This window comes from Microcoleus sp. Z1_B2 (genome assembly GCF_036700325.1).
Lineage (GTDB): Bacteria > Cyanobacteriota > Cyanobacteriia > Cyanobacteriales > Microcoleaceae > Microcoleus.
Genome location: NZ_JAUBOQ010000009.1, coordinates 36,679 through 61,456, shown reverse-complemented (window position 1 = coordinate 61,456; position 24,778 = coordinate 36,679). Strand labels below are relative to the sequence as shown.

The following is a 24,778-nucleotide window of genomic DNA, read 5'->3' as shown; positions in this document are numbered from 1 at the left end:
CCAACTCTACCGCTTTTATTTTTTTCTATTTTGAGGATAAAGATGGCGATCTATCAAGATATGCTTATCCTTTCATCGGCAATAAAATTCTAAACTCCGTCCCTTCTCCCAATACAGAATTTACCTCGATTGTACCGCCGTGTTTCTCAACTACAATCTGCCGTGCGATCGCCAATCCCAACCCCGTGCCTTTTCCTACTTCCTTGGTAGTAAATAACTCATCAAAAATCTTCTCTCGCACTGCTTCACTCATGCCGACACCGTTATCTTTAATGCAAAGTATCGCTTGCTTTCGATCCCGATAAATGTCGGTTTTAATTATAATTTTGTTGAGTATTTCTGCATAATTACGTCCTTGATTTGATTCCTCCAAAGCATCGATCGCATTACCTAACAAATTCATAAATACTTGATTCAACTGTCCGGCATAACACTCCACGGGTGGCAAATTACCGTATTCCCTAATCACTTGAATTTCTGGACGAGTTTCGTTAGCCTTGAGGCGATGTTTCAGGATCATAATGGTGCTATCGATGCCATCGTGGATATTGCAAGCTACGGGATAGTTAGTATCGGCACGGGAGAATGTCCTTAGACTGGTACTAATATCCCGAATCCGCTTCACGCCTTCCCGCATCGAACCTACTAATTTCGGTAAATCTTCCCGGATGTATTCCAGATCGATGTTCTCGATTTCCTCTCGAATCTCTGGATCGAGTTGGGGATATTTTTCTTCATACAAATCGAGCAATCCAAACAAATCTTTGATATAATCTAAGGCTGGTTGAATATTACCCCCCAGAAAACCAACGGGATTATTAATTTCGTGAGCCACGCCAGCCACTAAGTTTCCCAATGCTGACATCTTTTCGCTTTGAACAATTGTTAATTGTGCCTGCTTGAGAGCTGTGAATGCTTGTTGAGATTCTTGATACAAACGGGCATTTTCTAAGGAAATAGCAGCTTGAGAAGCTAGCAAATTTAGCACTTCAATGCGATCGCTCGTAAAGGCCCCAACCGTCAGGTTATTTTCCAGGTAAAAAACTCCTATCAACTGGCCTTGATTAAGAATTGGAATACAAAGAACACTGATCGGCTGGTGCTGTTCAATATAGCGATCGCTCCCAACCTGGGAACTTACCCTAGCATCAACTATTACCAAAGGTTTCAAACTACGCTTGACAGTGTTAACCAAACTAATTGCTACATCCTGACTTGATTCTAGAGGTATTGATGGTAATAGCTCAGGTTCCTGTCCCTCTGCTACAAGCGCCGCTACCTGTAAATACTGTTTTTGTTTGAGCAATAAGACACACTTAGTGGCGCCAGCATTCGCGATCGCTATTTTTAGGAGAGTAGTCAGGAGTTTATCTAGTTCAATCTCCCCAGAAATGGCTTGAGAGGCTTTGATCAGAGTAGGCAAATCGAGAAATTCAGAGTTGCTGCTAGAAGAGTTGGTATTATAAGTAATTGTGCCGCGGGCGATCGTTTCCTTTAATGAACTAAAGGCTTGAGCTTGCTGAATGATAATACCGAGTAGGCGAGGATAACGTTTTTCCAAATCGTCAATTTTGGCTTTAGCTCCCCAGCGGGCATAACAATAATATGCTTCAATCATGTAGGCTTGAGCTACTTTTTCTTTGCCCCATTTTAGGTAGAATTTGGCGGCGAGTTCGTTGGCGAGGGCTTCTTCGTTGAGGAAGAGATTTTCTTTAGCGAGGGAGATCGCGCGATCGTACATTTCCAGTGCATCTGCCTTGTAACCCAAAACCCGCTGCCTTTCTGCTTCAACTAAATACCACTTATGGAGATGATTCATGGGAGCATTTTGCGCCCACTGGTGCAGAGTCGTTTGATGGATTTCCACAGATGCCAAAATATCAGCTTGCTCAATTTCTGGCTGTGTGGGTAAAAGCGCCAAGTGCGTCAGGGCTGCATAGAAATGGAAAATGGGAATAAAAATACATCCTGGTACTGCTATCAAATAGGGCTGGGCTTGGCTAACGTAATTGCTAGCCTCTTTGTAGTTACCAAAGCAGTAAGCAAGCAACAGTTTGTAGATATAAACCTCGGCGATGGCAGTGAATTCATAATCCTGATTATGCTTGGGAATCATCACTGTTTCATCGTAGGCTAGGCCGATTAAGCAATCCGACAGAATCTCAACTTCCTTTAAGTTATTCACCGTCTGCCGCACCATATCTACATAAATCTGAGCCGAATATTGCTTTACCTGAGCCAAGGCGGCGCTGTAACTTGTTATTTCTGATTCCAAATTGCTCAGTTCTACTCCACTGAAAAAGTTCATATAGCTGTAAGTGACCATGCTGTAGCCAGCGCTTAGAAAATCGCCAGTTTCCATGCCAGCCGTATAGCTATCTTTCGTCGTCAGCATCACAGCCCTCATTGCTTCTTTGCGATGCTGAATAAAGGCTCCAAATAGATTCAGAATCATGGACTTGAATTCCCGGACATTAAACCTATCCAGCAATGAAAGTGCCAATTTACCAAAGGCATACCCCGTTTCCACCTCTCCCAAAAAGGCACACAACACCAGTCCGTGAATGCCATACCCCACCGTCGATGCTGGCGTGTTCCCAAAGGAGAGCGATAAACTCACCATCTTGGAGCTAAGTAGGGGCAGCAAACCGGGCATTCCCAGAAAGATGGGAGAATATAACGTTCCTAACAGTGGCATGGCAGCCTGAGCCTTGGCATCAGTTATCATCGGCAGATTAGCTAGGTCTTCAATCCGTCTACCTTGGAGTTGGCTAGCAACAGCTTGTAGCGCTTGGCTAATCAAGGCTTCGTCAGGTGCACTGGGTAGTTCAATCCCCAATTGCCAGAGTGCATCTCTTGCTACTGCAATGGCTTCTAGTGACTTGCTTTGTGCTGTCTGGGCGGCGATTTGAATTTCGTAAATTTTGATTTTGTCTAAGATTGTCTGGGCTGCTTGCAAAACTTGTGCTGCAATCTCTTCCATGCTGTCAAAGTCAGCATTCAAATAGGCTGCTTCAGCAGCAGCAACATAGAGTTTCAGGGTTAATTCATACTGGCTTTGCCAACAGTCGGCTGTTAGTAGATCAATCCCTGTTTGCAGATAAACTCTAGCTGTTGTGTAGGCGGTAGAATTTCTGGCTTTACAACCGGCTTCTAAGTTCAGTTTAGCTAATGCTTCTCGTTCGCTCGGTTGGGGAATTAACTCAATTCCTCGATTCAAATGTCCGACAATATCAAACAGTTTTTCTTCTTGCTCTATTTTTGAACAATTTTGCTGAAGTAATTGTCCGATTTTGAGATGAGTTTCTTTTTTATCTGAATCGGGAATCAGGGAATATGCGGCTTGCTGGACGCGATCGTGTAAAAATCGATAAGTGGGATTAGCTGAAGCCTGGAAAATTTCATCACTATCCGATTCGGTAAAGAACTTATAGATTTTGGTTGTGGGAATAACTAAACCTTCCTGCAATGCTTTCCATAAAGCCGTAGCCGTCATTGCAGCAGATTGCTCACTGACAATTACTAAGGTATTCAAATCAAACTGCGATCCAATACAAGCAGCCAATTTGAGAACCTCCTGAGTTGCTGGCGGCAACTTCTGCAATTGCAAAGCCATGAATTCAACGACATCATCAGTGATTGCTAAGGCTTTGACTTGGGCAATATCACACTGCCAATGCCGAATATCCCAGTTAAAGCTAATGAGCTGCTCGTCATGTAATGCCTTGAGAAACTGAGTGGCGAAAAAAGGATTTCCCTGAGTTTTTTGATATACTAATTTGGTCAAAGGTTGGGCAAGAGATGATTCGCTATTGAGCGTATCCGCCACCAACAAATTCATATCAGTTTGGCTTAACGGTTGCAAAGTAATCGTATTCACAGTTGCCCCAGTTTTTACTATCTCATCCACTGTCAAAATAAATGGATGCACTGGCGAAACTTCATGGTCTCGATAGGCTCCTAATACTAATAAATACCCTGTATCCATCATCAATAATTGTAGCAAATTCAGGGAAGCTGAATCCGCCCATTGCAAGTCATCCAAAAACATCACTAAAGGATGTTCTTTGCTAGTGAAAACTTGCACGAATTTCTGCATGAGCAGATTAAAGCGATTTTGGGAGGCACTTCCTGACAATTCTGTTGCAGCAAGTTGAGCGCCAATTATGCGTTCTAACTCAGGAATCACGTCAATCAAAACTTGTCCGTTATCTCCCACTGCTGCTAAAATCTGGGTTTTCCATGTTTGCAGTTGGGTATCTGATTCGGATAGCAATTGACTCATTAAGTTGCGGAAGGCTTGCACAAAGGCACTGAAGGGAATGTTGCGTTGAAATTGATCGTACTTGCCTTTGATAAAATAACCACGCTGACGGACTATGGGTTTATGAACTTCATTAACAACGGCGGTTTTCCCAATTCCCGAAAAACCAGCTACTAGCATCATTTCCGTTGCTCCCAGGCTGACTCGCTCAAATGCAGCTAATAGTTTATCGACTTCTTTTTCTCTACCGTAGAGCTTTTCAGGGATAGTAAAGCGATCGCTAATATCTCGCTTTCCTAGTTCAAAATATTCAATATAGGCTGTTTGTTGTAACTGAAATAAGCAATTATCTAAATCGTGCTTGATGCCCAATGCACTTTGATAGCGGTCTTCGGCATTTTTCGCCATCAGCTTACTGACAATTTTAGATAAAATTAGGGGAACTTCTGGATTTATTTGATGGCTCGGTATCGAGTGTTTAGCGAGGTGACAATGCACCAATTTCATCGGATCATCTGAGACAAATGGCAACTGTCCTGTTAACAATTCATAAAAGGTCACACCCAGGGAATAAAAATCACTACGATAGTCAATGCCTCGATTCATCCGTCCTGTTTGTTCGGGGGAGAGATAGGCTAATGTTCCTTCTAAAATATTGGGATTCTGAATTTCTGGGGTTTCTCGTGGTAGGAGGGATGCAATACTAAAGTCAATTAGTTGAATTTCTTTGGTGTCTGGCTTAATGAGAATATTAGCGGGTTTAATATCTTTGTGAATGACTCGGTTTTGGTATAGATAGTGAATAATGTCTGTTAGTGGTATGGCGATTTGGAGAAATTCGGTTAAACGTAAAGCTGGAGATGGTTGGGTGTTATTTGTTGCTGTTTTTAGATAAGTAGATAGGGAGACTCCGCCAAAGTCCTCCATTACGAGGGCATAGCTATTTTGGTATACTTCCAGCGTCAAGGGTTTGACGATGTGAGGGAAGTCGAGATTTTTGGCAATGGTATATTGGTTGCGAAACTGGACGATTTCGTTGAAGGTGGGGTATTCATTTCGCAGCAGTTTGATGACGACTGGGTATTGATCGCGGGTACGGATGCCTCGATAAACTAGGGTACGTGTACCTGCATAAAGTTGCTCTGTAATCTGATAACCTGACAAATTTGCGATCGCATCCATAACTCGTTTATACAACAGTTAAATTAAAACCTTCTATTCCATTGTATTTTATTATTTGACAAAGATAGCGATCGCCAACTCTGCAGCCTCGGTAGGGACAGAATTAACTGTAATTTTTTCCCAATGTTTATCAACTATTCTTTTACCCAAAGCAATTTGGTCACAAGCATCCGGATTCATCCGTTTACCTGTAAAAAAAGCTCGCCATCCCGATCGCCACCCCCGGACTCATCCGTGCGAGCAATCTCAAATCTTAAATCTCAAATTTCCAATTTCAAATCGCATGACGTGCGATCGCTAATCCTAAATTAGTTCCTTTGCCTACTCCGCACTATTTGCGCTATGTTATGTATAGTATGGTTGTGTAAGGAATGAGAATTAAATAACTTCCACTCTTGAAAGTGGGATGGGCTCTTATAGCCCGTCCTTTTTGGACGGGCTATAAGAGCCCATCCCACAATAACAATTAAAATTGTAAGTTATTTAATTCGCGCTCCTAAGTTCTGATGGTATCAGAAAACAATAATTTGTATTTTTTAACCACAAATATACGCAGATAAACCCGGATATAAACTTGATACTATCTGCGTATATTTGCCTACATTTGCGGTTGTATTATGCTTTATTCCCCGTAGTGACCGCCGACAACCTTACCCCGAAAAACAACATAATTGTAGATGTTGTAAAAAATCATAATCGGGATCAGAAAGCCGATGAACACAATCATAAATACCAGGGCGCTGGGCGAAGCAGCGGCTTGGTAAATCGTGATTTTCGAGGGAATAATGTAGGGAAAAACAATCAATCCTAAGCCGATGAAAGTGAGCAAAAAAATTAGAATGGTCCAGATAAACGGCGTGCGTTCTTCTTTGCTGGCGAGACTTTTCAGCAACAGTCCTACCAACAGCACTCCCAGCAAAGGAATTGTGGCAAAAACATAAACTAGCGGTTTCTCAAACAACCTGGATCTAGCACTTTCGTAAAAAATCGGAGTGGCGATCGTAATTAAAATCGCTCCGATTAAAGTTGTCACCGCCGCAATTTTAGCCGTGCGATAGTGATTTGTTTGCAGTTCGCCCTCCGTTTTCATAATTAGATAGGTTGAACCGATCAAAACATAGCCTTGAATCAGCGTCAAAGCAACCAAGATCGATCGCCAATCCAGCCAATCCCAAGTAGAACCCACAAAATGACCGGCTTCATCAACCGCAATGCCTTCGAGCACAGCACCCAAGGCAAATCCTTGAGCTAAAGCTGCTAAAAAACTGCCCGCACCAAAGGCATAATTCCAGAATAATTTGCGATTAGAATGCTCGCGAAATTCAAAGGCCACAGCCCGAAATATCAAACCAAAAAGCATCATGCAAATCGGTATGTACAGCGCTGTTAAAATCGTGCCGTAAGCGAGGGGAAATGCGCCAAACAGAGCGCCTCCCATCAACACCAGCCAAGTTTCGTTCGCATCCCAAACGTTGCCCAAACTCGTCATTAAAATGCCCCGGCGTTCCTCGTCGGAAGCAGTCAGAGACAGGATTCCTACTCCTAAGTCAAAACCGTCTAGCATGACATATAGCAGGAGAAACAAAGCCAAAACTACAAACCAAACTTGCGGGAGAAAATGCTCCAAAGCTTGCATAAAATCTCCTATTGTTGTGCTTCTACGGGACGTTGATCGGGAATGTGTTCTGCGGGTTGAGTTTCGATTGCAGGTTCATTGTCTAATCCCGGTACCGGCAGAGTTAAATTAGGCCCTTGGCGGATAATTCGGCTGCCAAAATACAAGGCACAAACAAACAAAAAGCTGTAAATAACTGCAAAGAAACTGAGAGAAGTTAAAACATTGCTGGCGGGGATGTTTGACACCGCATCAGCAGTGCGAATTTGCCCGTATAAAGCCCAAGGTTGTCGGCCGACACAGCGCACAATCCAACCCGATTCTACAGCAATATATCCCAGGGGAGCAGCTAATACCCAAGCGCGCATCAGCCAAGGTTGACTGGCGATATTTTCAGCAGAAAGTTTGCCTCGCATCCACTGAATTATACTGAACAGCATCAGTCCTAAAAAGAAGAATCCAATCCCGGACATGATGCGGAAACAATAGTAGATTAAACCCACCATCCGGGGTCTATCTTCTGGCTTCCATTCCTTCAATCCGAGTACGGGTTCGGAGAGTTTTTGTTTGAATTCCAGAACGTATCCTAAGCCGTTGGGTACGCTAATTTCCCAGTCATTTTTTTGGGCTTTTTCATTAGGTAAAGCTAGCAAAGTCCAATCGGCTGACTCTCCCGCTGGTGAAGTTTCCCACTTAGCTTCGATTGCTGCTAATTTAGTTGGTTGGTAGTGATAAACTTGTTCGGCGCTCAAATGTCCGATGTATATCTGCAAAGGTGCAACGGCGATGGCGGTGGCTATGGCAATTTTTAAAGATTTGGAAAAAAAGGCTTGGTTGCGCTGATTGAGAATGTACCAAGCGCTAATTCCCCCAATGACAAACAGCGAAGTTTCTAACGTCGCAAAAAACATATGGAGAATGCTGTTTAATGCGAACGGGTTCAGAATTGCTTGAAAATAATCGCTGACAATAAACTTGCCATTGACCATTTCTCCGCCTGCTGGAGTTTGCAGCCAAGAGTTAGCGACTAAAATCCATACTGTGGATAGGTTAGCGCCGAAGGCTACCATGATTGTAGCGAAATAATGGACGATCGGGTGAACGCGCTCCCAACCAAACAGCATAATGCCTAAAAAGCCGGCTTCTAACATAAATGCCATTGAAGCTTCAAAGCCTAAAATGCTGCCAAAAAAGTCACCAACTGCTTCGGAAAATGGTGCCCAATTCGTGCCAAACTGAAATTCCATCGGAATGCCTGAAGCTACTCCAATACCGAAGTTGAGGACGTAGAGTTTAGACCAAAAACGAGCGTGATGGTAGTAGTCAGGATTGCGAGTTTTCAGCCACATTCCTTCAACAATTACCAGATAAATTCCCATTCCCGTAGTCAGAACTGGCCACAGCATATGGAATATGGCGGTTAGCGCAAATTGCATCCGTGATAGCGCCACGGTGTTAGATAAGATATCCATCGTTATATCCTTTGCTCAGTTCAAAAGAGGTTAGCTTGCACAAATTACATAATGGACACTGGTTATAATGTAGTGTAAAAATTTATGACATTTTGTAGAGTTGGCAACTTTTAAGGTTTTATACAGATTTCGGTTGTATTTTTTTTGTATGTTAAGATAGGTAGATTCTGCTTTGTCGTTGGGTGGGGGCGGGTTTATGAGATTGTGGGTTTTAGGCATTTATTTTCGGTGAACCCGCCCCTACAAGATTTATGTTCGGTGATGGAAATATTATCTTAGTTGGGTGGGGGCGGGTTTATGAGATTGTGGGTTTTAGGCATTTATTTTCGGTGAACCCGCCCCTACAAAATTTATGTTCGGTGAGGGAAAGATTATCTTAGTTGGGTGGGGGCGGGTTTATGAGATTGTGGGTTTTAGGCATTTATTGGCAGGTTTACCCGCCCCTACAAGATTGATGTTCGGTGAGGGAAAGATTATCTTAGCGAACCGTGACCGTATAACTCAGTTTAAAGGGTTTAAAATTAGCTTTGTTTTTGGCTGTTCCGCTCAATTCAAGTTCGTAAATCCCCGCCTTGGGAAACACGATATCTGCTCCCGGTATTCCTTGATATTTTTCCGCAGAGATGGCTTTTAAAGGCGGCTGCATCAGGGGTTTATCTCCTTCTTTGCGCTCTTTCGGATAAACTGCTAATTTGCAATTACACTGCTCTAGTGGGATAATTTGACCGCCCCTGCGAGTTAGGGCAAACCACACTTTCGCAGGCTGTCCGGCGCGGGGATTGTGGTTGGGTTCTAGGTGAAAGGTAGCTGCTACATCTCCCGATACTTCGACTTCGTGCGCTAAAACTGAAATTGAGTTTAACTGCTGAGCACTGGGAATTTCTGCTTCAATTAGCAATCCCAAAAATACTAACAATCCTAAAGTTTTACTTTTGTTTGACAGGTGAAACATAGAAATTTTCTAGTGATAAAACTGACCAAAACAAGCGCGATCGCACAAACGTAACTAACACCGCAACCACCGCTAACACGGCTGTCAGCAGTTGATTGTGCAACTTCCATTCAAAACCGCCGAGATAGTGGGAACCGATGAGTGCCGCGTGTACAGCGCACAACAAGAAAGCTGGAACGCTTAACAGGTGAAGGATTCGCCACAGTTGGCCTAAATAGTTTTGAATACGATCGACACTTGTAACCGCGGCCGGCAACATCAACAGTAGCGCCGTCATCCCCGCCGCCATTCCCAACTGATGCTGCGGCAACATGAAGGACACAGCATCAAAATTCCATTTCAGCGTATGATCCAGCATATGAAACGTGTGGGCGACTGCGAGGACAAACGCGCCCACACCCAAGGCGCGGCGGTAGCGCAACAGTTGCGGCAAAAACTTGCTAACCGGACGCGCCAACAGTGCTAGCATCAAGCACAGCAGCGCTGCGTGGCCCGTAAAATCAACCATTTCATCGGTTCGCAGCAAGGTAAGAATCCCGATCGCCACCGTCACCCACCCACCCGCACGAAACAGTTGACTGCGCTTGTCCGCGCTCAATCTGCCAGCAAAAAAACTCACTCCCAGCATAGTTGGCAAGGTGCCGAGTCCAAAAGCCAGCATCGTCGCCGCACCCAAAACCGAATTTCCCGTTTCCGCCGCCTTAATCTGCGCCGCGTATAGGAAACCGCAGGGAATCAAACCCCAAAGCAAACCCAAAGCAATTGGCACCCACCATTTTTTTTGTGCCGAAAGCTTGCTCATTGCTTGTCCGACTCGATCGTGCGACATTGGGTGCAGCAGCGGCAATCTCGGCAGCAAGTTCGGTTTAATTTGCACTACTCCGAACCAAATCAGCATCGTGCCCGTGAGAAGTGCGATCGCCCGCCGAAATTCGCTGCCCGTACCTGCCAAAAGTCCGCCAGCAATTAACACCGAACCCACTCCGCCAATTGCTGCACCCACCAAAGCGTAAGCAGCAATTCTCCCCAAATTTAGCAGCAAATGAAAGCGGAAAGCAGCTAATTTATCGTTGCGGGAATTAGAAAGAGAAAACGCCATTGTCAGCGGGCCGCACATCCCCGCGCAGTGACCGAAACTGCCGAGAAATCCCAAAATTGCAATTAGCAGCAGGTCTAGCATTTTGAGTTAGTAGTCAATCGATTTTAGATTTTAGATTTTAGATTAAAGAATTGACTTGCGCGAGATAAATGCTCTTTCTTGAGGATTTTCGATTTTCGATTTTGGATTGATTCCACGGATAAATGCGGGGGTTTGTACAACCTTTGAAATTCGTGGTCAAATTTATCTCCATCAGAGGGGCGGGTTTATTTATCCCCTGAGTAAGTTAGAAATATTTCTCGTGAAACCCGCCCCAACAGACTAATGACTAATGACTAATGACTGTTGACTAATGACTGTTGACTAATGACTAATGACTGTTGACTAATAACTACTTTTTTTCTGGATGCGCCGCAGCCGGCGAAGCTGCACCCATTTGATTGATGGTAGCAATTAGCTGATAAAGCCGCCCTAAATCCCGCTGGTTGAAATGCAAAACTAGGCGCGGCAGATCGAAAGTTGCATCTCCTATTTCCGGTTCCAAAGCTTGAGTTTTTTCAATTTTTCCGGTGACGACAATATCGCTAAAATCAGTATTTAGCCGATCGACATTCTCCTCAGAAAGCTCTGTTTTCAAACGAATTACCAGTTTTTCGCGCACGTAGCGGCAGGAGTGATAAACCAGATAAAAACTACCGATCGCCTCGCAAGCGACATTTACATCGTCAGTAATCGTATACAGGCTGCGATCGTTGACTGAAATCAAGCCCCGGCCCCGCAATTGTTTTTGCACAAAATAATTCCAATCGTGCCAATAATCTCCTCCGGGTCGATCGATCAATACCAAAGGAGCCGGCCCGAACTTGCCAGTTTGAGTCAAAGTCAGACACTCAAAAGCCTCGTCCAGAGTGCCAAAACCGCCCGGAAACAGAGCCAAAGCATCGCTCTCCCGGAGAAAAAATAACTTACGAGTGAAAAAATATTTAAAATTGAGCAATTTGGGATCGCCGGCAATGAAAGGATTAGAACTCTGCTCAAAAGGTAACTGAATGTTCAGCCCAAAAGAACCTTCAGCAGTCGCCCCCTCGTTCCCCGCCTGCATAATTCCCCCGCCGCCGCCAGTAATCACCATAAAACCCTGCTGGGCCATCGCCCGCGCAAAGTCTCTGGCCATCAAATATTCCACAGATTGCGGTGACACCCTCGCCGAACCAAAAATCACAATTTTGCGAACGTGGCGGTAAGGATAAAACATCTCAAAAGCGTTCTCCATATCTCGGAGCGACGCCGCAATAATTTTCCAGTCTAGCCGATCGAGATCCTCTCCGGCCATTTGCACTATAGTAGAGAGCGATCGTTCGATCCACTCAGAGTGCTTCAACTTTGGCAAGCGATCGAGCAACTCCATCACTTCAGCTTGGAGAGACTCAAAACCTTGACCATACCCAGAAGGAATCATGAATTTTTCCGAAACGGTAACAAATTGTCGCGACTAAAAATTAAGGGGCAAGCCAAAGTTAGAAGCCAATAGCCACCAGCAAATTGCTCTGCTGGGTACTAATAACTTTTCCCGTAGCTTAGCCCCGGTTCTGAAGCGAGTTAGCTTTCGCGGCCCACAAAGAACAGCGCGAAACCCCTCGCAGTTCAGTTAAATGTACTTTTCCAGAGTGTTGGCCAGAGTAGTTTTCGGAACTGCCCCAACTACCATATCCACACGTTGACCGCCCTTAAATATCATCAGCGTCGGAATGCTGCGGATACCGTATTGGCTGGCGACGTTAGGATTCTCGTCGGTATTAACTTTTACTACCTTGACCTGCCCTTCATATTGCTGGGCAATTTCGTCTACGACGGGCGCCACCATCCGACAGGGCCCGCACCAGGGAGCCCAAAAATCCACTAGAACTGGAACTTCGCTATCGAGCACTTCCTGCTTAAAGGTAGAGTCGGTTACTTGCGCGGCTGCTGACATCCCTAGCCATCCTTGTAAATACTATTTCTCGGATAACAAGTCTAGCAAAAAGTGTAACCACTTGCGTCAATCGATTTTAGATTTTAGATTTTAGATTTTAGATTTTAGATTTTAGATTTTAGAATTGACCCCACGGATAAATACGTTCGGCAAGTTTCCTCGGATACAGGTTTTTTATTTCACCAGTCCTGAGTCTGCTTTCGGTCAACGATTTCAAGAGAAGGCTTCTGAACGAAGAAGGAAGAGGGAAGACGGTAGAAGGAAGAAGGCACAAGGTTTCTGAGGATCGCGAATTAAATAACTTACAATTTTAATTGTTATTGTGGGATGGGCTCTTATAGCCCGTCTTTTTTGGACGGGCTATAAGAGCCCATCCCACTTTCAAGACTGGAAGTTATTTAATTCTCATTCCTTAAGGAACAAGGCACTGATGTTTCCCAAGGCAGAATGCACTTATGTAGAAAAAAAATTCTCCCACCCCCAGACTCTCCCCCTCTCCCCCTCTCCGGAGGTAAAAGCCTCAGTTGTGTATCTAGTAAGCAAGAGCCAAGATTTCCGGCAAAAAAGGAACCGCCCGAACAGTAGTCCGGGCGGAGTGTGGTGTGAGGAGTGAACGGAAACATGCGTCTCCGCTTCTTCTATTGTGACATCTCCTTCTCGATAATTCCACAATATTCTGTAAATTTCGAGACTGTGGAACAAATTTTGTCAAGGTATGCTGGTATTCGATCGGTAAATCTACTTACCCATGCCCAACTGCTGAGCTTTTTGATAGACTTTACCCTCAGTCAGCAGAGAAGGAGCAATTACCACTTCCACCTGCTGCATCTCCTTAAGATCCTTAGCGCCCAAGGTGCCCATGCTAGTTTTCAGAGCTCCGAGCAAGTTGTGCGTACCGTCATCTAGTACCGCAGGCCCGCGCAAAATTTGCTCCACAGTACCCGTAGTCCCCACGCGAATGCGAGTGCCCCGCGGCAAAACCGGGCTGGGAGTCGCCATCCCCCAGTGAAAGCCGCGGCCAGGAGCTTCGGCGGCCCTGGCAAAGGGCGAACCAATCATCACTGCATCGGCACCGCAGGCAATGCACTTGCAGATATCGCCGCCGGTAATTAAACCGCCGTCAGCAATCACCGACACGTATTTGCCAGTTTCGCGATAGTAGTCGTCCCGCGCGGCGGCGCAGTCTGCTACCGCTGTGGCTTGGGGAACGCCGACACCCAATACGCCCCTAGATGTGCAAGCAGCCCCCGGCCCAATGCCCACGAGAATGCCCGCAGCGCCAGTTTTCATTAAATTCAGGGCGACTTCGTAGGTGACGCAGTTGCCCAAAATTACTGGGATCGGCATCTCTTGACAGAATTTAGTTAAGTCTAGAGGTGCGATCGCTTCAGGGGAAAGGAAAGCTGTCGAGACTACTGTTGCTTGCACAAAAAATATATCGGCTCCCGATTCAGCAACCGCCCGGCCGTATTTGCTCGCAGCAGCCGGTGTACCGCTGACGGCGGCAATCCCTCCTCCAGCTTTAATTTCTTTAATTCTCAGGTCAATTAATTCTGGCTTGATGGGTTCGGCATAGAGTTGCTGCATCAGGGAAACAAATTCGTGGTTCCCCACACTGGCGATGCGCTCTAATATTGGCTGGGGGTCGGCATAGCGGGTTTGAATTCCTTCTAGGTTGAGCACGCCCATTGCTCCCAATTCCGACAGCAAAATCGCCATGCGGACATCGACTACTCCATCCATGGCGCTGGCGATGATCGGGATTTCTCGATCGATCCCGCCAATCTGCCACTTGGTATCTGCCAAACTCGGATCGAGGGTGCGCTGTCCGGGTACAAGCGCAATTTCATCTATGCCGTAAGCTCGGCGAGCGCTTTTGCCCCGCCCAATTTCAATATTCACGCTGTTTCACTTCCACAATGTATTTAAATTAGACTAACAAAAAGTTAGCCCGCCCGAGTTTAGCTATCGCACGGCTGTCTTTAAAAAAGCTCGGCACTGATTCTGATTGTATTCTGATTATATGAAATCGAAGGGGATACTTTTCCTCAGCAACGGGCACGGGGAAGACGCGATTAACTGTCAAATTCTCAAAGCTTTGAGAGCATCTGGCGCGGATGTTGATGTTTCGGCGATGCCGGTTGTCGGTGACCACGAATTTCTTCATGTGGTACCCGCCACGTGATTTATCCGTGGAATCAATCCAAAATCGAAAATCCTCAAGCCCCCGCATTTATCTCGCGCAAGTCAATCTAAAATCTAAAATCTAAAATCTAAAATCGATTGACGGGGCTGCTTACAGCCGATCGACCGTGCCAATTATTGGGCCCACCAGTCAAATGCCGTCTGGGGGAGTTTTTTACATGAATCCCCTGTTTTTCCTCAAAGATATTGGGGCGGGGCTGATTGCTTTGACTTGGCAGCAATTGCAAGCTGTTTGGACGCATTCGCGCCGCTGCGATTTGGTGGTGGCCACGTGGCCACTGGGGATATTGTCGCCGGGGCGATCGCCCATGCCAGCAACTGCCCCTATATAATTTTTCTGTCGGCTCATTCTAGTTATTACGAGGGGCGAGTCGATTTGGGTTTAATCTTGTGGCAGTTGCTTTGCTCAGAGAAATGTCTGGCCGTTTTTACTAGAGATGCTTTGACTGCTGCTGACTTAAACCGACAGGGTTTAAAGAAAGCTCAGTTTGTCGGCAATCCTGTCATGGACAACCTCAATTCTACGGGCAAAGATTTGCAGTTAATTCCCGCAGTTCGGACGATCGCCCTTCTCCCCGGTTCTCGCCTCCTGGAAGCCACTAACAACCTCGTTTTGCTCCTGGAACTGGTTAAAGAAATTGCTAGTAACTCTACTGTACCGATGCAGTTTCGGGCAGCTTTAGTTCCGACTTTGATGCCTGAATTAGATGATATTGCGGCGCGATCCGCATGGCAAATGCGATTTGTGAGAGTAAGAATGGTTTGCCAACTCATCTCCCCTCGCGACAATCATTTTCACGATTTCTGGATGTTTCTCAATATTGCGGCCGATTTCAAAAAAAGTTGCTTTAACTTGATAGCGGTCTAAGATATCTAAAAGCTGATTTGTATAGGGAGGATATGGCCCGTCCTCGTAGGTGAGGGCAACAACTTTCACTTCGGGATCGGCGCGGTTGATGCCGAAATAATTGTGAAATTTAGTAACTTTGATTAACAGCGATACTGCGAAAAATAACGCCATAGTGAAAAGCCGAAACTTTGGTAAATTTTTACCGATTCGCATAGCTGCACGCACTCGATCGAGAAGGAAAGTGAATGGTTGTCAGATTACCACAATTGGGGAGCTGAATCCTTAAGCTATTTTATCATTAATTATTATCCGTTCCGAAATTTTTCAGTTGGGGCGATCGCACAGTACCTAGACGCTTCAAGTGCCAGTACACTTGTACGCTACATATAATATAGCAATCCTAAATGATTCAGATAAATTTGTAGGGGTAGTGCTACCCCTACCCCCCGTGCCTACCCCCTATCTATCGGGCAACCACGGGGAGTAGGGGTCGGATTGCCCCTACAATAATTATGCAAATGATTTAGGATTGCTATATAGCGTAAGTAAGTCCAGAGCAAAAAAGCAATAATAAAAGATCGGAAGTTATAAGGGGTGTAAGGCAAGGATTTATATTCGCAGCGAGTTTACTGCTGCTCTCACCCGCTCCTAGCCATGTTATATTTATTGGTATACTTATTTTTTTTAGGCAGCAATAATTCCCAACATGATTTCACTGCCAGATATCACAATAGTCAGCCAAATCTACGAAAGTGCGAATTCCCTCGTATACCGAGGCATCCTCAAATCAAATCAGCAACCTTTGATTTTGAAACTCCTCAAAGAGGATTATCCCACACCAGCCGAACTCTACCGCTATCAGCAGGAATACGAAATCACTCGCCTTCTCAACCTAGAGGAAACGATTAAAGCCTACGAACTGCGAAAATACGATAACACACAACTCATGTTGTTGGAAGATTTTGGAGGAGAGTCCTTAAAAATCCTGCTGGATAGCCGTCCCTTGGGATTACCAGAGTTTCTCCACCTAGCCATCCAAATCACAGATGCGTTAGGCAAAGTTCATCAAAAAAAGGTCATTCACAAAGATATCAATCCATCTAACATTGTCTTGAATCCTCAAACAGGACAAATAAAAATCATTGACTTTGGCTTATCTACCATCCTATGCCAAGAGAATCCCAGCCTCACAAGTCCTAATCTTCTAGAAGGGACATTGGCTTATATATCTCCTGAACAAACAGGCAGGATGAACCGCTCACTAGACTACCGCACCGACTTTTATTCTCTCGGCGTTACTTTCTATGAACTGCTAACCAACCAGTTGCCTTTTGAATCCGTCGATGCACTTGAATTAGTCCATTGCCATATTGCCCAACAACCGAATTCACCTCATAAAATAAATCCAAGCATCCCCTTGAGTTTATCAGAAATTGTCATGAAATTAATGGCAAAAAACGCAGAATATAGATATCAGAGTGCTTGGGGAATTAAGGCCGATTTAAAAACTTGTCTGGCTCAATTGATAAATGGTAAATTTCAATCTTTTTTATTGGGATACCAAGATATTTCTCCTAAATTGCAACTCCCTCAAAAACTGTACGGAAGAGAATCACAGATTGAGTCATTATTGAGTGCATTTGATCGTGTAGCGTCGGGACAAGAAAAACAAGTAGGGGCTGGTTTAGCAAATAATCTGAGTAACCCAACGACAACTCAGTCACAAAATCTCTCCGTACAAGGACAAACTGAACTCATGCTAATTTCTGGATACTCTGGTATTGGGAAATCAGCTTTAGTTCAGCAATTGTATAAGCTCATCACTCAAAAAAGCGGCTACTTTATTGCAGGTAAATTTGACCAGTTGCAGCGCGATATTCCCTATCAAGCTTTAGTTGCTGCCTTCCAAGAATTGGTGCGACAACTACTCACAGAAACTCAAGGGCAATTACAACAGTGGCGAGAAAAGATTCGACGGGCATTAGGAAGCAATGGACAAATTATTATTGATGTCATTCCCGAAGTTGAACTGATTATTGGCAAACAGAATCCCGTCCCCGAATTACCCGCAACAGAAGCACGAAATCGGTTTAATTTAGCTTTTCAAAAATTTATTCAAGTTTTTTGCCAAAAAGAACATCCTCTCGTCCTATTTCTAGACGATCTTCAGTGGACAGACAGCGCTACGTTGCAATTGATCCAGTTGATAATGACAGATTTTACTACTCAATATCTGTTTGTAATCGGAGCTTATCGAGATAACGAAGTCACTGCAACTCATCCTGCAATGCTGACTTTATCTGAAATGAAAAAGCAGGGAGTAGTAATTAATCATCTCTCCCTTTCACCCTTAAATTTAAACCAGGTTAATGAATTCATTGCGGATACGCTGAAAACCGAGTGGGTTCCTACGCAAAGATTAGCCGAGTTGGTTTGGCAAAAAACACAAGGTAATCCTTTTTTTATTAAAGAGTTTTTCAAGTCACTTTATACAGAGCAATTGCTGACTTTTGATTTGAATGCTGGGGCTTGGCATTGGGATTTAGAGCAAATTATAACTAGGAATATTACTGATAACGTTGTTGAGTTCATGGCAGAGCAAATTCAAACCTTATCAGAATCTGCACAAAAAATTTTACGATTAGCCGCTTGCATTGGCAACCAATTTGATTTACTAACTCTTTCAATAATTAATGAAACTTCTCCAAAACAAACGGCTGATGAATTATGGAATGCCATTCAAGCAGGATTGATTTTACCCGTTGGGGATGATTACAAATTTCTGAAAACAAACAGAGAGGCGAATGACTTAAAAATTATTTATAAATTTGCTCACGATCGCATTCAGCAAGCCACCTATTCCCTAATTCCCCCTGACGACAAGCAAGCGGTTCACTGGAAAGTCGGGCAACTGTTGTTAGAAAATACCCCACCACAGGTACTCCAACAAAAGATTTTTGATATTGTCAATCAACTCAACTTCGGTATTGAAGCAATTGACATCGAGTTAGAAAAAGATAAACTTGCTCAATTAAATCTGATTGCTGGCAAAAAAGCGAAGGCATCAGCAGCTTGGAAACCCGCCTGGAATTACTTAATAATTGGTATAAATTGCTTGAGTGCAGATAGTTGGCTTTGTCAGTATGACCTAACTCTGGCACTGTATGTGGAAACAGTAGAAGCTGCTATCTTGAGTGGCCACGTTCAGGACATGGAAAAATTGGCTGACCTAGTGCTTCAACAAGCTACTTCATTGCTGGACAAAGTGAAAGTCTATGAAGTCAAGATTCAAGCCTATACAGCACAAAACAAACCGTTAGAAGCGATAGATACGGCACTTTCAGTATTAAAGTTGTTGGGTATCCGTTTTCCCAAAAAACCAACAAAATTAAATATTTTATTTGAACTGATGAAGACAAAGTTAAGTTTAGTAGGGAAGCCAGTTGAAAAATTAATCGACCTACCAGTGATGACTAATCCTGATAAACTGGCAGCAATGCGTATCCTATCAAGTATACTTTCGGCGGCCCATTTAGCCCGACCTGAATTGCTACCGTTAATTGCGTTTAAACAGGTCAATTTATCAATCAAATACGGAAATACTTCTGTGTCTTCTTGTGCCTATGCTACTTACGGACTAATTCTGTCTGGGGAAACCGTAGGAGACATTGAGACTGGTTATCAATTTGGGAAACTTGCTATCTTGCTCCTCGATAAGTTTAATACTAAAGAACTTACAGCCCGCACCATATTTATTGTTAATTACTTTGTCAAACATTGGAAAGAGCATCTTAGGGAAACTTTAAACCCTTTGCAGAATGCTTACTCGATCGCCCTAGAGACTGGAGACTTAGAATATGCAGCTTATTCAGTTTGTGTATACTGCTATCATTCCTATGTATTGGGGAAGGAATTGGCAACAGTCGAGGCAGAGATGGCAATGTACAGTAATACCCTCAGCCAACTGAAGCAAGAAACATCATATTACTATAACCAACTAAATCGACAGGTTTTATTGAATTTGATGGGACAGGCTGAAGATAAATGCCGTTTAATCGGTGAAAGCTATGACGAAACAAAAATGTTACCCCTGCATCGAGAGGCGAATGCTCAAAATCTTTGTCGCTCGGTCTATTTTTACAAGCTATTTCTCTGCTATCTTTTTCAAGACTATCAGCAAGCTATAGAAAATGCTAAATCAGCAGAAAAATATAGCGATAGCGCTGTAGGTACTATTCCTCTCTACCATTTCTACAATTCTTTAGTTTATCTGGCTATCTATTCTGACGCACCAAAATCCGAGCAAAAACTCATCCTCCAGAAGGTGGAAGTCAATCAGAAAAACATCAAGAAATGGGCGGACTTTGCTCCGATGACTCACCTCCATAAATTCTATCTAGTGGAGGCAGAGCGATATCGAGTTTTGGGGGAAAATGCTAGGGCGATCGACTACTACGATCGCGCCATTGCCTTAGCGAAAGAACATGAGTACCTCAACGAAGAGGCTTTGGCTAATGAACTGGCTGCCAAATTCTACCTCGCTTGGGGAAAAGAGCAAGTTGCCCGAGCCTATATGACAAATGCTTACTACTGTTATTTACGTTGGGGTGCAACAGCTAAAATGACTGATTTGAAACAACAGTATCCAGAACTTTTAAAGCGTTTTACGAAAGCCAATTTTTCGGATAAATCTCGCAACATCCTGTCTGATACATCTAACAGCATTTCAGGTGAAACGCTGGATTTGGCAGCATTGATGAAAGCATCTGGGGCAATTGCCAGTGAAATTGAGCTAGATAAACTCCTCACCACTTTGATGAAAATCCTGCTGGAAAGCTGCGGTGCACAAACTGGCTATCTAATTTTAGAGTCTCAAGGACAACTGCGAGTCGAAGCTTCAGGTGAGGCTAACTCAGATCGGGTGATGGTTTTGCAATCGACTCCTATAGAAACCTGTTTGCCTTTGTCGATTATTCACTATGTTGAAAGGACTCAGGAAGGATTGATTGAAACCAATGTTTCCCGTGAAGGCAGATTTACCCAAGATGCTTATATCAAAACACAGCAGCCCAAGTCTATCCTGTGCGCCCCTCTGATCAATCAAGGGCAATTAATTGGAATTGTTTACTTGGAAAATAATTTAGCAGATGGGGTTTTTACACCCGATCGCCTAGAACTAATTAAACTGCTGTCAAGTCAAGCGGCGATCGCCCTTACCAACGCTAGACTCTATACTCAGGTACAATCTACCCAAAATCGCCTGAATAAATTCCTCAATGCTATACCTCTAGGCATCTCCGTTCACGACGCCAAAGGACAACTGGTTTACGCCAATCCAGTTTCACAGCAGTTACTGAATATTCAAGATTTACCAAAAGCCGAAATCGAGCAACTCTCAAAAACCTATCACATTTATCGGGCAGGGACAGGGGAGATATATCCAGTCGAACAGTTGCCCCTGGTGCGATCGCTTGGCGGTGAAAAAGCTCAGGCGGATGACTTGGAACTCCACCACAGCGACGGGAGCATTTTTGTAGAAGCAACGAGTACGCCAATTTTCAATGATACGGGTAATGTAGAGTACGCGATCGCAGCTTTTCAAGATATTAGCGATCGCAAGCAGGCACAAAAAACGCTGATCGAAAATGTCCGCTTAGAACAGGAAATTAGTGAGCGCAAAAAAGTTGAAGCAGAACTCGAACGAGCCAAAGAAGCAGCCGTTGCCGCCAACCTCGCCAAAAGCATTTTCCTTGCCAACATGAGCCACGAATTGCGAACTCCCATGAATGCCATTCTGGGTTTTTCGCAACTGATGAATCAGGATACCAATCTGTTAACTGAACAAAAAGAGAACCTTAACATCATTCAGCGCAGTGGAGAGCATTTATTATCTCTAATTAATCAGGTGCTTGACCTTTCTAAAGTTGAAGCTGGACGCATGACGGTATCTAAAAATAATTTGAACCTTCATCATTTTTTAGCTGAAATTGAGGATATGTTTGCCTTAAAAGCCATCGCTCAAAGCTTAGACTTACGATTTGAATGTGCTGCCGATGTTCCTAAATATATCTACGCTGATGAAATTAAGTTGCGGCAAGTGCTGATTAATTTAATCAGTAATGCCGTTAAGTTTACCGCTTTTGGAAGTGTGTATTTAAAAGTAAAAAACAAACAGGTAAAAACCCCAATAGAAGCCGAAACTAAAACAACCAACAACCCACAATCAACAACCATTACCTTTGAAGTAAAAGATACGGGAATTGGCATTGCAGTAGAGGAAATGGAGAATCTATTCAAACCCTTCGTGCAAACAGCATCCGGTCAAAAAGTGCAGCAAGGAACCGGATTAGGACTGACGATTAGCCGTCAATTTGTCCGCTTGATGGGAGGTGAAATAACAGTCATTAGTCACGGTAAAGCTTTCACCCCTGGAATGCCTCTCAAGGAATTTTTAGAAGACACAACGGGTACAACATTTAAATTTGACATTCCTGTGGGCATCGCTGATGCCAGCACAATTCAAAATCAACCCCAAAGTCGTCGCGTCGTTGCGCTAGCGCCTAACCAACCCCAATATCGCATCCTCGTGGTGGACGATCGAGATTACAATCGGCAACTGTTAGTTAAACTCCTCAAACCTGTTGGTTTTGAAGTGCAAGAAGCGAGTAACGGTATTGAAGCGCTTGCAATTTGGGATTCCTACTCACCTCATCTGATCTGGATGGACATGAGAATGCCCGTTATGGATGGTTATGAAGCCACGAAACGCATTAAAGGCACTATCAAAGGTCAAGCTACTGCTGTTATTGCTATTACTGCTAGCGTGTGGGAAGAAGAAAAGGCAGTTATTTTATCGGCTGGTTGTGATGATTTTGTGCGAAAACCGTTCCACACAGAGGCCATCTTTGACATCATGACTAAACATTTGGGCGTCCTTTATATTTATCAGGAGCAAGAGCTACCATCTCCCCCTTCTAATGTGACTGGAGAATCGTTAAATTTCACGGATTTATTAGCAGCGATGTCAAAAGAATGGATAGTAAAATTATATGAAGCAGCTATGGACGCTGATGCGGAATTAGTTTGTCAACTCCTTGAGGAGATTCCTGAATCTCACGCTTTCGAGCTTCAAACTCTCAGAAATTGGGTGACGAGGTTTCAGTTTGAGAAGATTCTCGATTTAACTGAATCCTTGGTTGGTGAATGATGATATTTTTAGGAATTACACACGGGTGGTCAGAAACCGGGTTTTTTTACGATAATACTTGGTTAAAGTCCCTAGATTCGCTAAAAAACCCGGTTTCTAGGCGTCGGAGTGCGTAAATCCTGACGAAAAGACGCGTTGCAGCCCGTTGATTCGCTAAAAAACCCGGTTTCTGGGTAAGATTGCGTAAGCCCCGTTTATGCTATTTGATAGCACGGGGTTGGTTCTGTTCCATCATTGACTTTAATGCCGACAGTTTTAAGTCTGTAAGGTCGCGGATGGTAATTGAGCAACCGTCTCCCAATTTAACAGCAGTGAAATAATAGCATTTGCCCAGGTAATCACTTTCTAGATGAACCTCTCCTTCAAGCGATTCTCCAGTCTCAACAACTTCTACTAATAAATCAAAGACTCCGGGACTTAATTGATTAAACAGTTTTTTGAGCACGGGTTCCCCCGCGAGTTCTGTTCGTTTTTTCCCTAAGAGTCTGGCAAAGACAGGGTTAACTACCAAGCAGCGAAAATCTTCAATTTCTCCAGCGATATCTCCCCTCACCGCCTGCACTGCGGCTATTCCATCCAGAGATGAATTTAGCAAATTTGCCAGCAGGCTGCGAGATTGGTAGGCAATTTCTGCGGTTTGCTGGTGTCGCTCGATTGCTTCTTTAAGCTGGCGTTTTTGCTGCTGGATAGTGACCTGAGTATCGAGGCGAACTAGCACTTCTTCCGGCTCAAAAGGTTTAGAGATATAGTCAACTCCTCCTACCTTAAAAGCTTTGACTTTATCAAATACTTGGTCAAGTGCGCTTAAGAAAATAATCGGAATTTCTGAGGTTTTTTCATCGGATTTGAGGGCTTCGCAGACTTGATAGCCGTCTATATCTGGCATTTTAATATCCAGCAATATAGCATCGGGGGGATGATTGCGAACTGTTCTCAAGGCCATCGCACCATTGGTTACGCAGCGAACTTTATACCCATTTTTAGTGAGAATTTCTGTTAGAAAACGCAGATTTTCTGGGAGGTCATCAACAATTAAGATGTTACCTTTGGGAGTTTCTAATTGATTGATGTCACTTGTTTCAGCCGCAGCCATCGCCATAAGTTTGCCTTCGCCTTTGGCATCGGCGAACTCACTTGTGGTGTTTTGCTTCTCTAGCAGAGAGCGAAAGTTATTCTTCGTAACTTTTTCTCCCATTACGTCTGAAAGCCGGTGCCACAGGATGGCTGCTAAATCTTTGATATGTCCTATGCTGAGGTACAAGCTGTCAGCAACAGCACTATAAGTTGCGTTTTTCCAAGCAGCTTTTAAGATTTCCTGCTCAAGAAAATTTAACGGTTTACTGGTTTTGGACTCTAAGGCTGATTCTAGAAATTCTAGGGCTTCTTCAAAAGTCATATACAAATCAATCTCATCGGGTAAGGTTTTTCAGTTTTGCACCCTAGCTTTGAGTTATACACCGTAGTAAGTCGGTGGAGAAATTCCTAATAGTGATTATGACAGACTTATTGACACTTACGCTCCTGGACGATCGCCCCCGATCCTCATTTTACCTTGTCGAAGCAAAAGTAGCGATCGCGCCCCCCTAATTCTTTGTGATGGCGATCGGCTTAAACCCTTGTCACTACAAGGCTTTTAAGTTGCTTGCCACCCCCTCGACGCCTACGACATCGACTCTTTGAAATATATAAAGCTGTTAACAAATCTGAAAAACGGGTTCATTTTTCATAAATCTGAGTTCGCTACCTAGCGGAGAACCGTATAACTCACTACCAAGGCTTGTATTTATCCAAAAGACAAGCCTTGATTAGTTTTTATATGGTCAGATAAAAACATCCGCCGATTAGCGCCGACAATTCCATTAATTTTCAGTATTATCACTGATGTATTTTAGCGCGTGATAGTGTAAACCTCACTCAGAAATATGCCCATTAGGCAAAGATCCGACTTTTCCGACTTTAT

General features: G+C 44.0%; 13 protein-coding genes. 3 read left to right on the top strand and 10 right to left on the bottom strand.

All coding sequences use genetic code 11. From position 1 onward, the window contains the following. Window positions 1–64 precede the first annotated feature (64 nt). From QT984_RS07175 to QT984_RS07140, 8 genes are all read right to left on the bottom strand, one after another. The gene (locus tag QT984_RS07175; RefSeq protein WP_333208007.1) at window positions 65–5,446 is read right to left on the bottom strand and encodes an AAA family ATPase; all 5,382 of its coding nucleotides are present in this window, start codon (window positions 5,444–5,446) and stop codon (window positions 65–67) included. Between the two features lie 622 nt (window positions 5,447–6,068). Continuing rightward, window positions 6,069–7,082, bottom strand: coding sequence for a cytochrome d ubiquinol oxidase subunit II (gene cydB, locus QT984_RS07170; RefSeq protein WP_333056367.1), 1,014 nt, complete (start codon window positions 7,080–7,082; stop codon window positions 6,069–6,071). An 8-nt stretch (window positions 7,083–7,090) separates the two neighbouring features. After that, on the bottom strand, window positions 7,091–8,533 hold the full coding sequence (locus tag QT984_RS07165; protein ID WP_333373659.1) for a cytochrome ubiquinol oxidase subunit I: 1,443 nt from the start codon (window positions 8,531–8,533) through the stop codon (window positions 7,091–7,093). A 478-nt stretch (window positions 8,534–9,011) separates the two neighbouring features. Beyond that, window positions 9,012–9,485 (bottom strand): hypothetical protein, encoded by a 474-nt coding sequence (locus tag QT984_RS07160; RefSeq protein WP_333207839.1) that lies wholly within the window; start codon window positions 9,483–9,485, stop codon window positions 9,012–9,014. Further along, window positions 9,460–10,665, bottom strand: a complete 1,206-nt coding sequence (locus QT984_RS07155; protein WP_333057333.1) for an urease accessory protein UreH domain-containing protein — start codon at window positions 10,663–10,665, stop codon at window positions 9,460–9,462. Before QT984_RS07155 ends, QT984_RS07160 begins: the two co-directional genes overlap by 26 nt. Window positions 10,666–10,975: 310 nt before the next feature. Next, window positions 10,976–12,043, bottom strand: coding sequence for an LOG family protein (locus tag QT984_RS07150; RefSeq protein ID WP_333057334.1), 1,068 nt, complete (start codon window positions 12,041–12,043; stop codon window positions 10,976–10,978). Between the two features lie 189 nt (window positions 12,044–12,232). Further along, window positions 12,233–12,556, bottom strand: a complete 324-nt coding sequence (gene trxA, locus QT984_RS07145; RefSeq protein WP_006631199.1) for a thioredoxin — start codon at window positions 12,554–12,556, stop codon at window positions 12,233–12,235. A 738-nt stretch (window positions 12,557–13,294) separates the two neighbouring features. After that, the gene (locus tag QT984_RS07140) at window positions 13,295–14,458 is read right to left on the bottom strand and encodes a GuaB3 family IMP dehydrogenase-related protein (RefSeq protein ID WP_333057335.1); all 1,164 of its coding nucleotides are present in this window, start codon (window positions 14,456–14,458) and stop codon (window positions 13,295–13,297) included. 121 nt (window positions 14,459–14,579) lie between these two features. Here QT984_RS07140 and QT984_RS07135 point away from each other — a divergent pair, with 121 nt between their 5' ends. Both QT984_RS07135 and QT984_RS07130 read left to right on the top strand, forming a co-directional pair. Next, on the top strand, window positions 14,580–14,741 hold the full coding sequence (locus QT984_RS07135; RefSeq protein WP_333057336.1) for a hypothetical protein: 162 nt from the start codon (window positions 14,580–14,582) through the stop codon (window positions 14,739–14,741). Between the two features lie 127 nt (window positions 14,742–14,868). Beyond that, window positions 14,869–15,093 (top strand): hypothetical protein, encoded by a 225-nt coding sequence (locus tag QT984_RS07130; RefSeq protein ID WP_333057337.1) that lies wholly within the window; start codon window positions 14,869–14,871, stop codon window positions 15,091–15,093. Window positions 15,094–15,464: 371 nt separating this feature from the next. Here QT984_RS07130 and QT984_RS07125 read toward each other — a convergent pair whose 3' ends face one another. Beyond that, window positions 15,465–15,782, bottom strand: coding sequence for a polysaccharide deacetylase family protein (locus tag QT984_RS07125; RefSeq protein WP_333233738.1), 318 nt, complete (start codon window positions 15,780–15,782; stop codon window positions 15,465–15,467). Between the two features lie 535 nt (window positions 15,783–16,317). Between QT984_RS07125 and QT984_RS07120 the strand changes: the two genes are divergently transcribed. Then, a complete protein-coding gene (locus QT984_RS07120) occupies window positions 16,318–22,818 on the top strand; it encodes an AAA family ATPase (protein WP_333233737.1) in 6,501 nt (2,166 codons plus the stop codon). A 199-nt stretch (window positions 22,819–23,017) separates the two neighbouring features. Here QT984_RS07120 and QT984_RS07115 read toward each other — a convergent pair whose 3' ends face one another. Further along, a complete protein-coding gene (locus QT984_RS07115) occupies window positions 23,018–24,214 on the bottom strand; it encodes a response regulator (RefSeq protein WP_333057340.1) in 1,197 nt (398 codons plus the stop codon). Window positions 24,215–24,778: the final 564 nt, after the last annotated feature.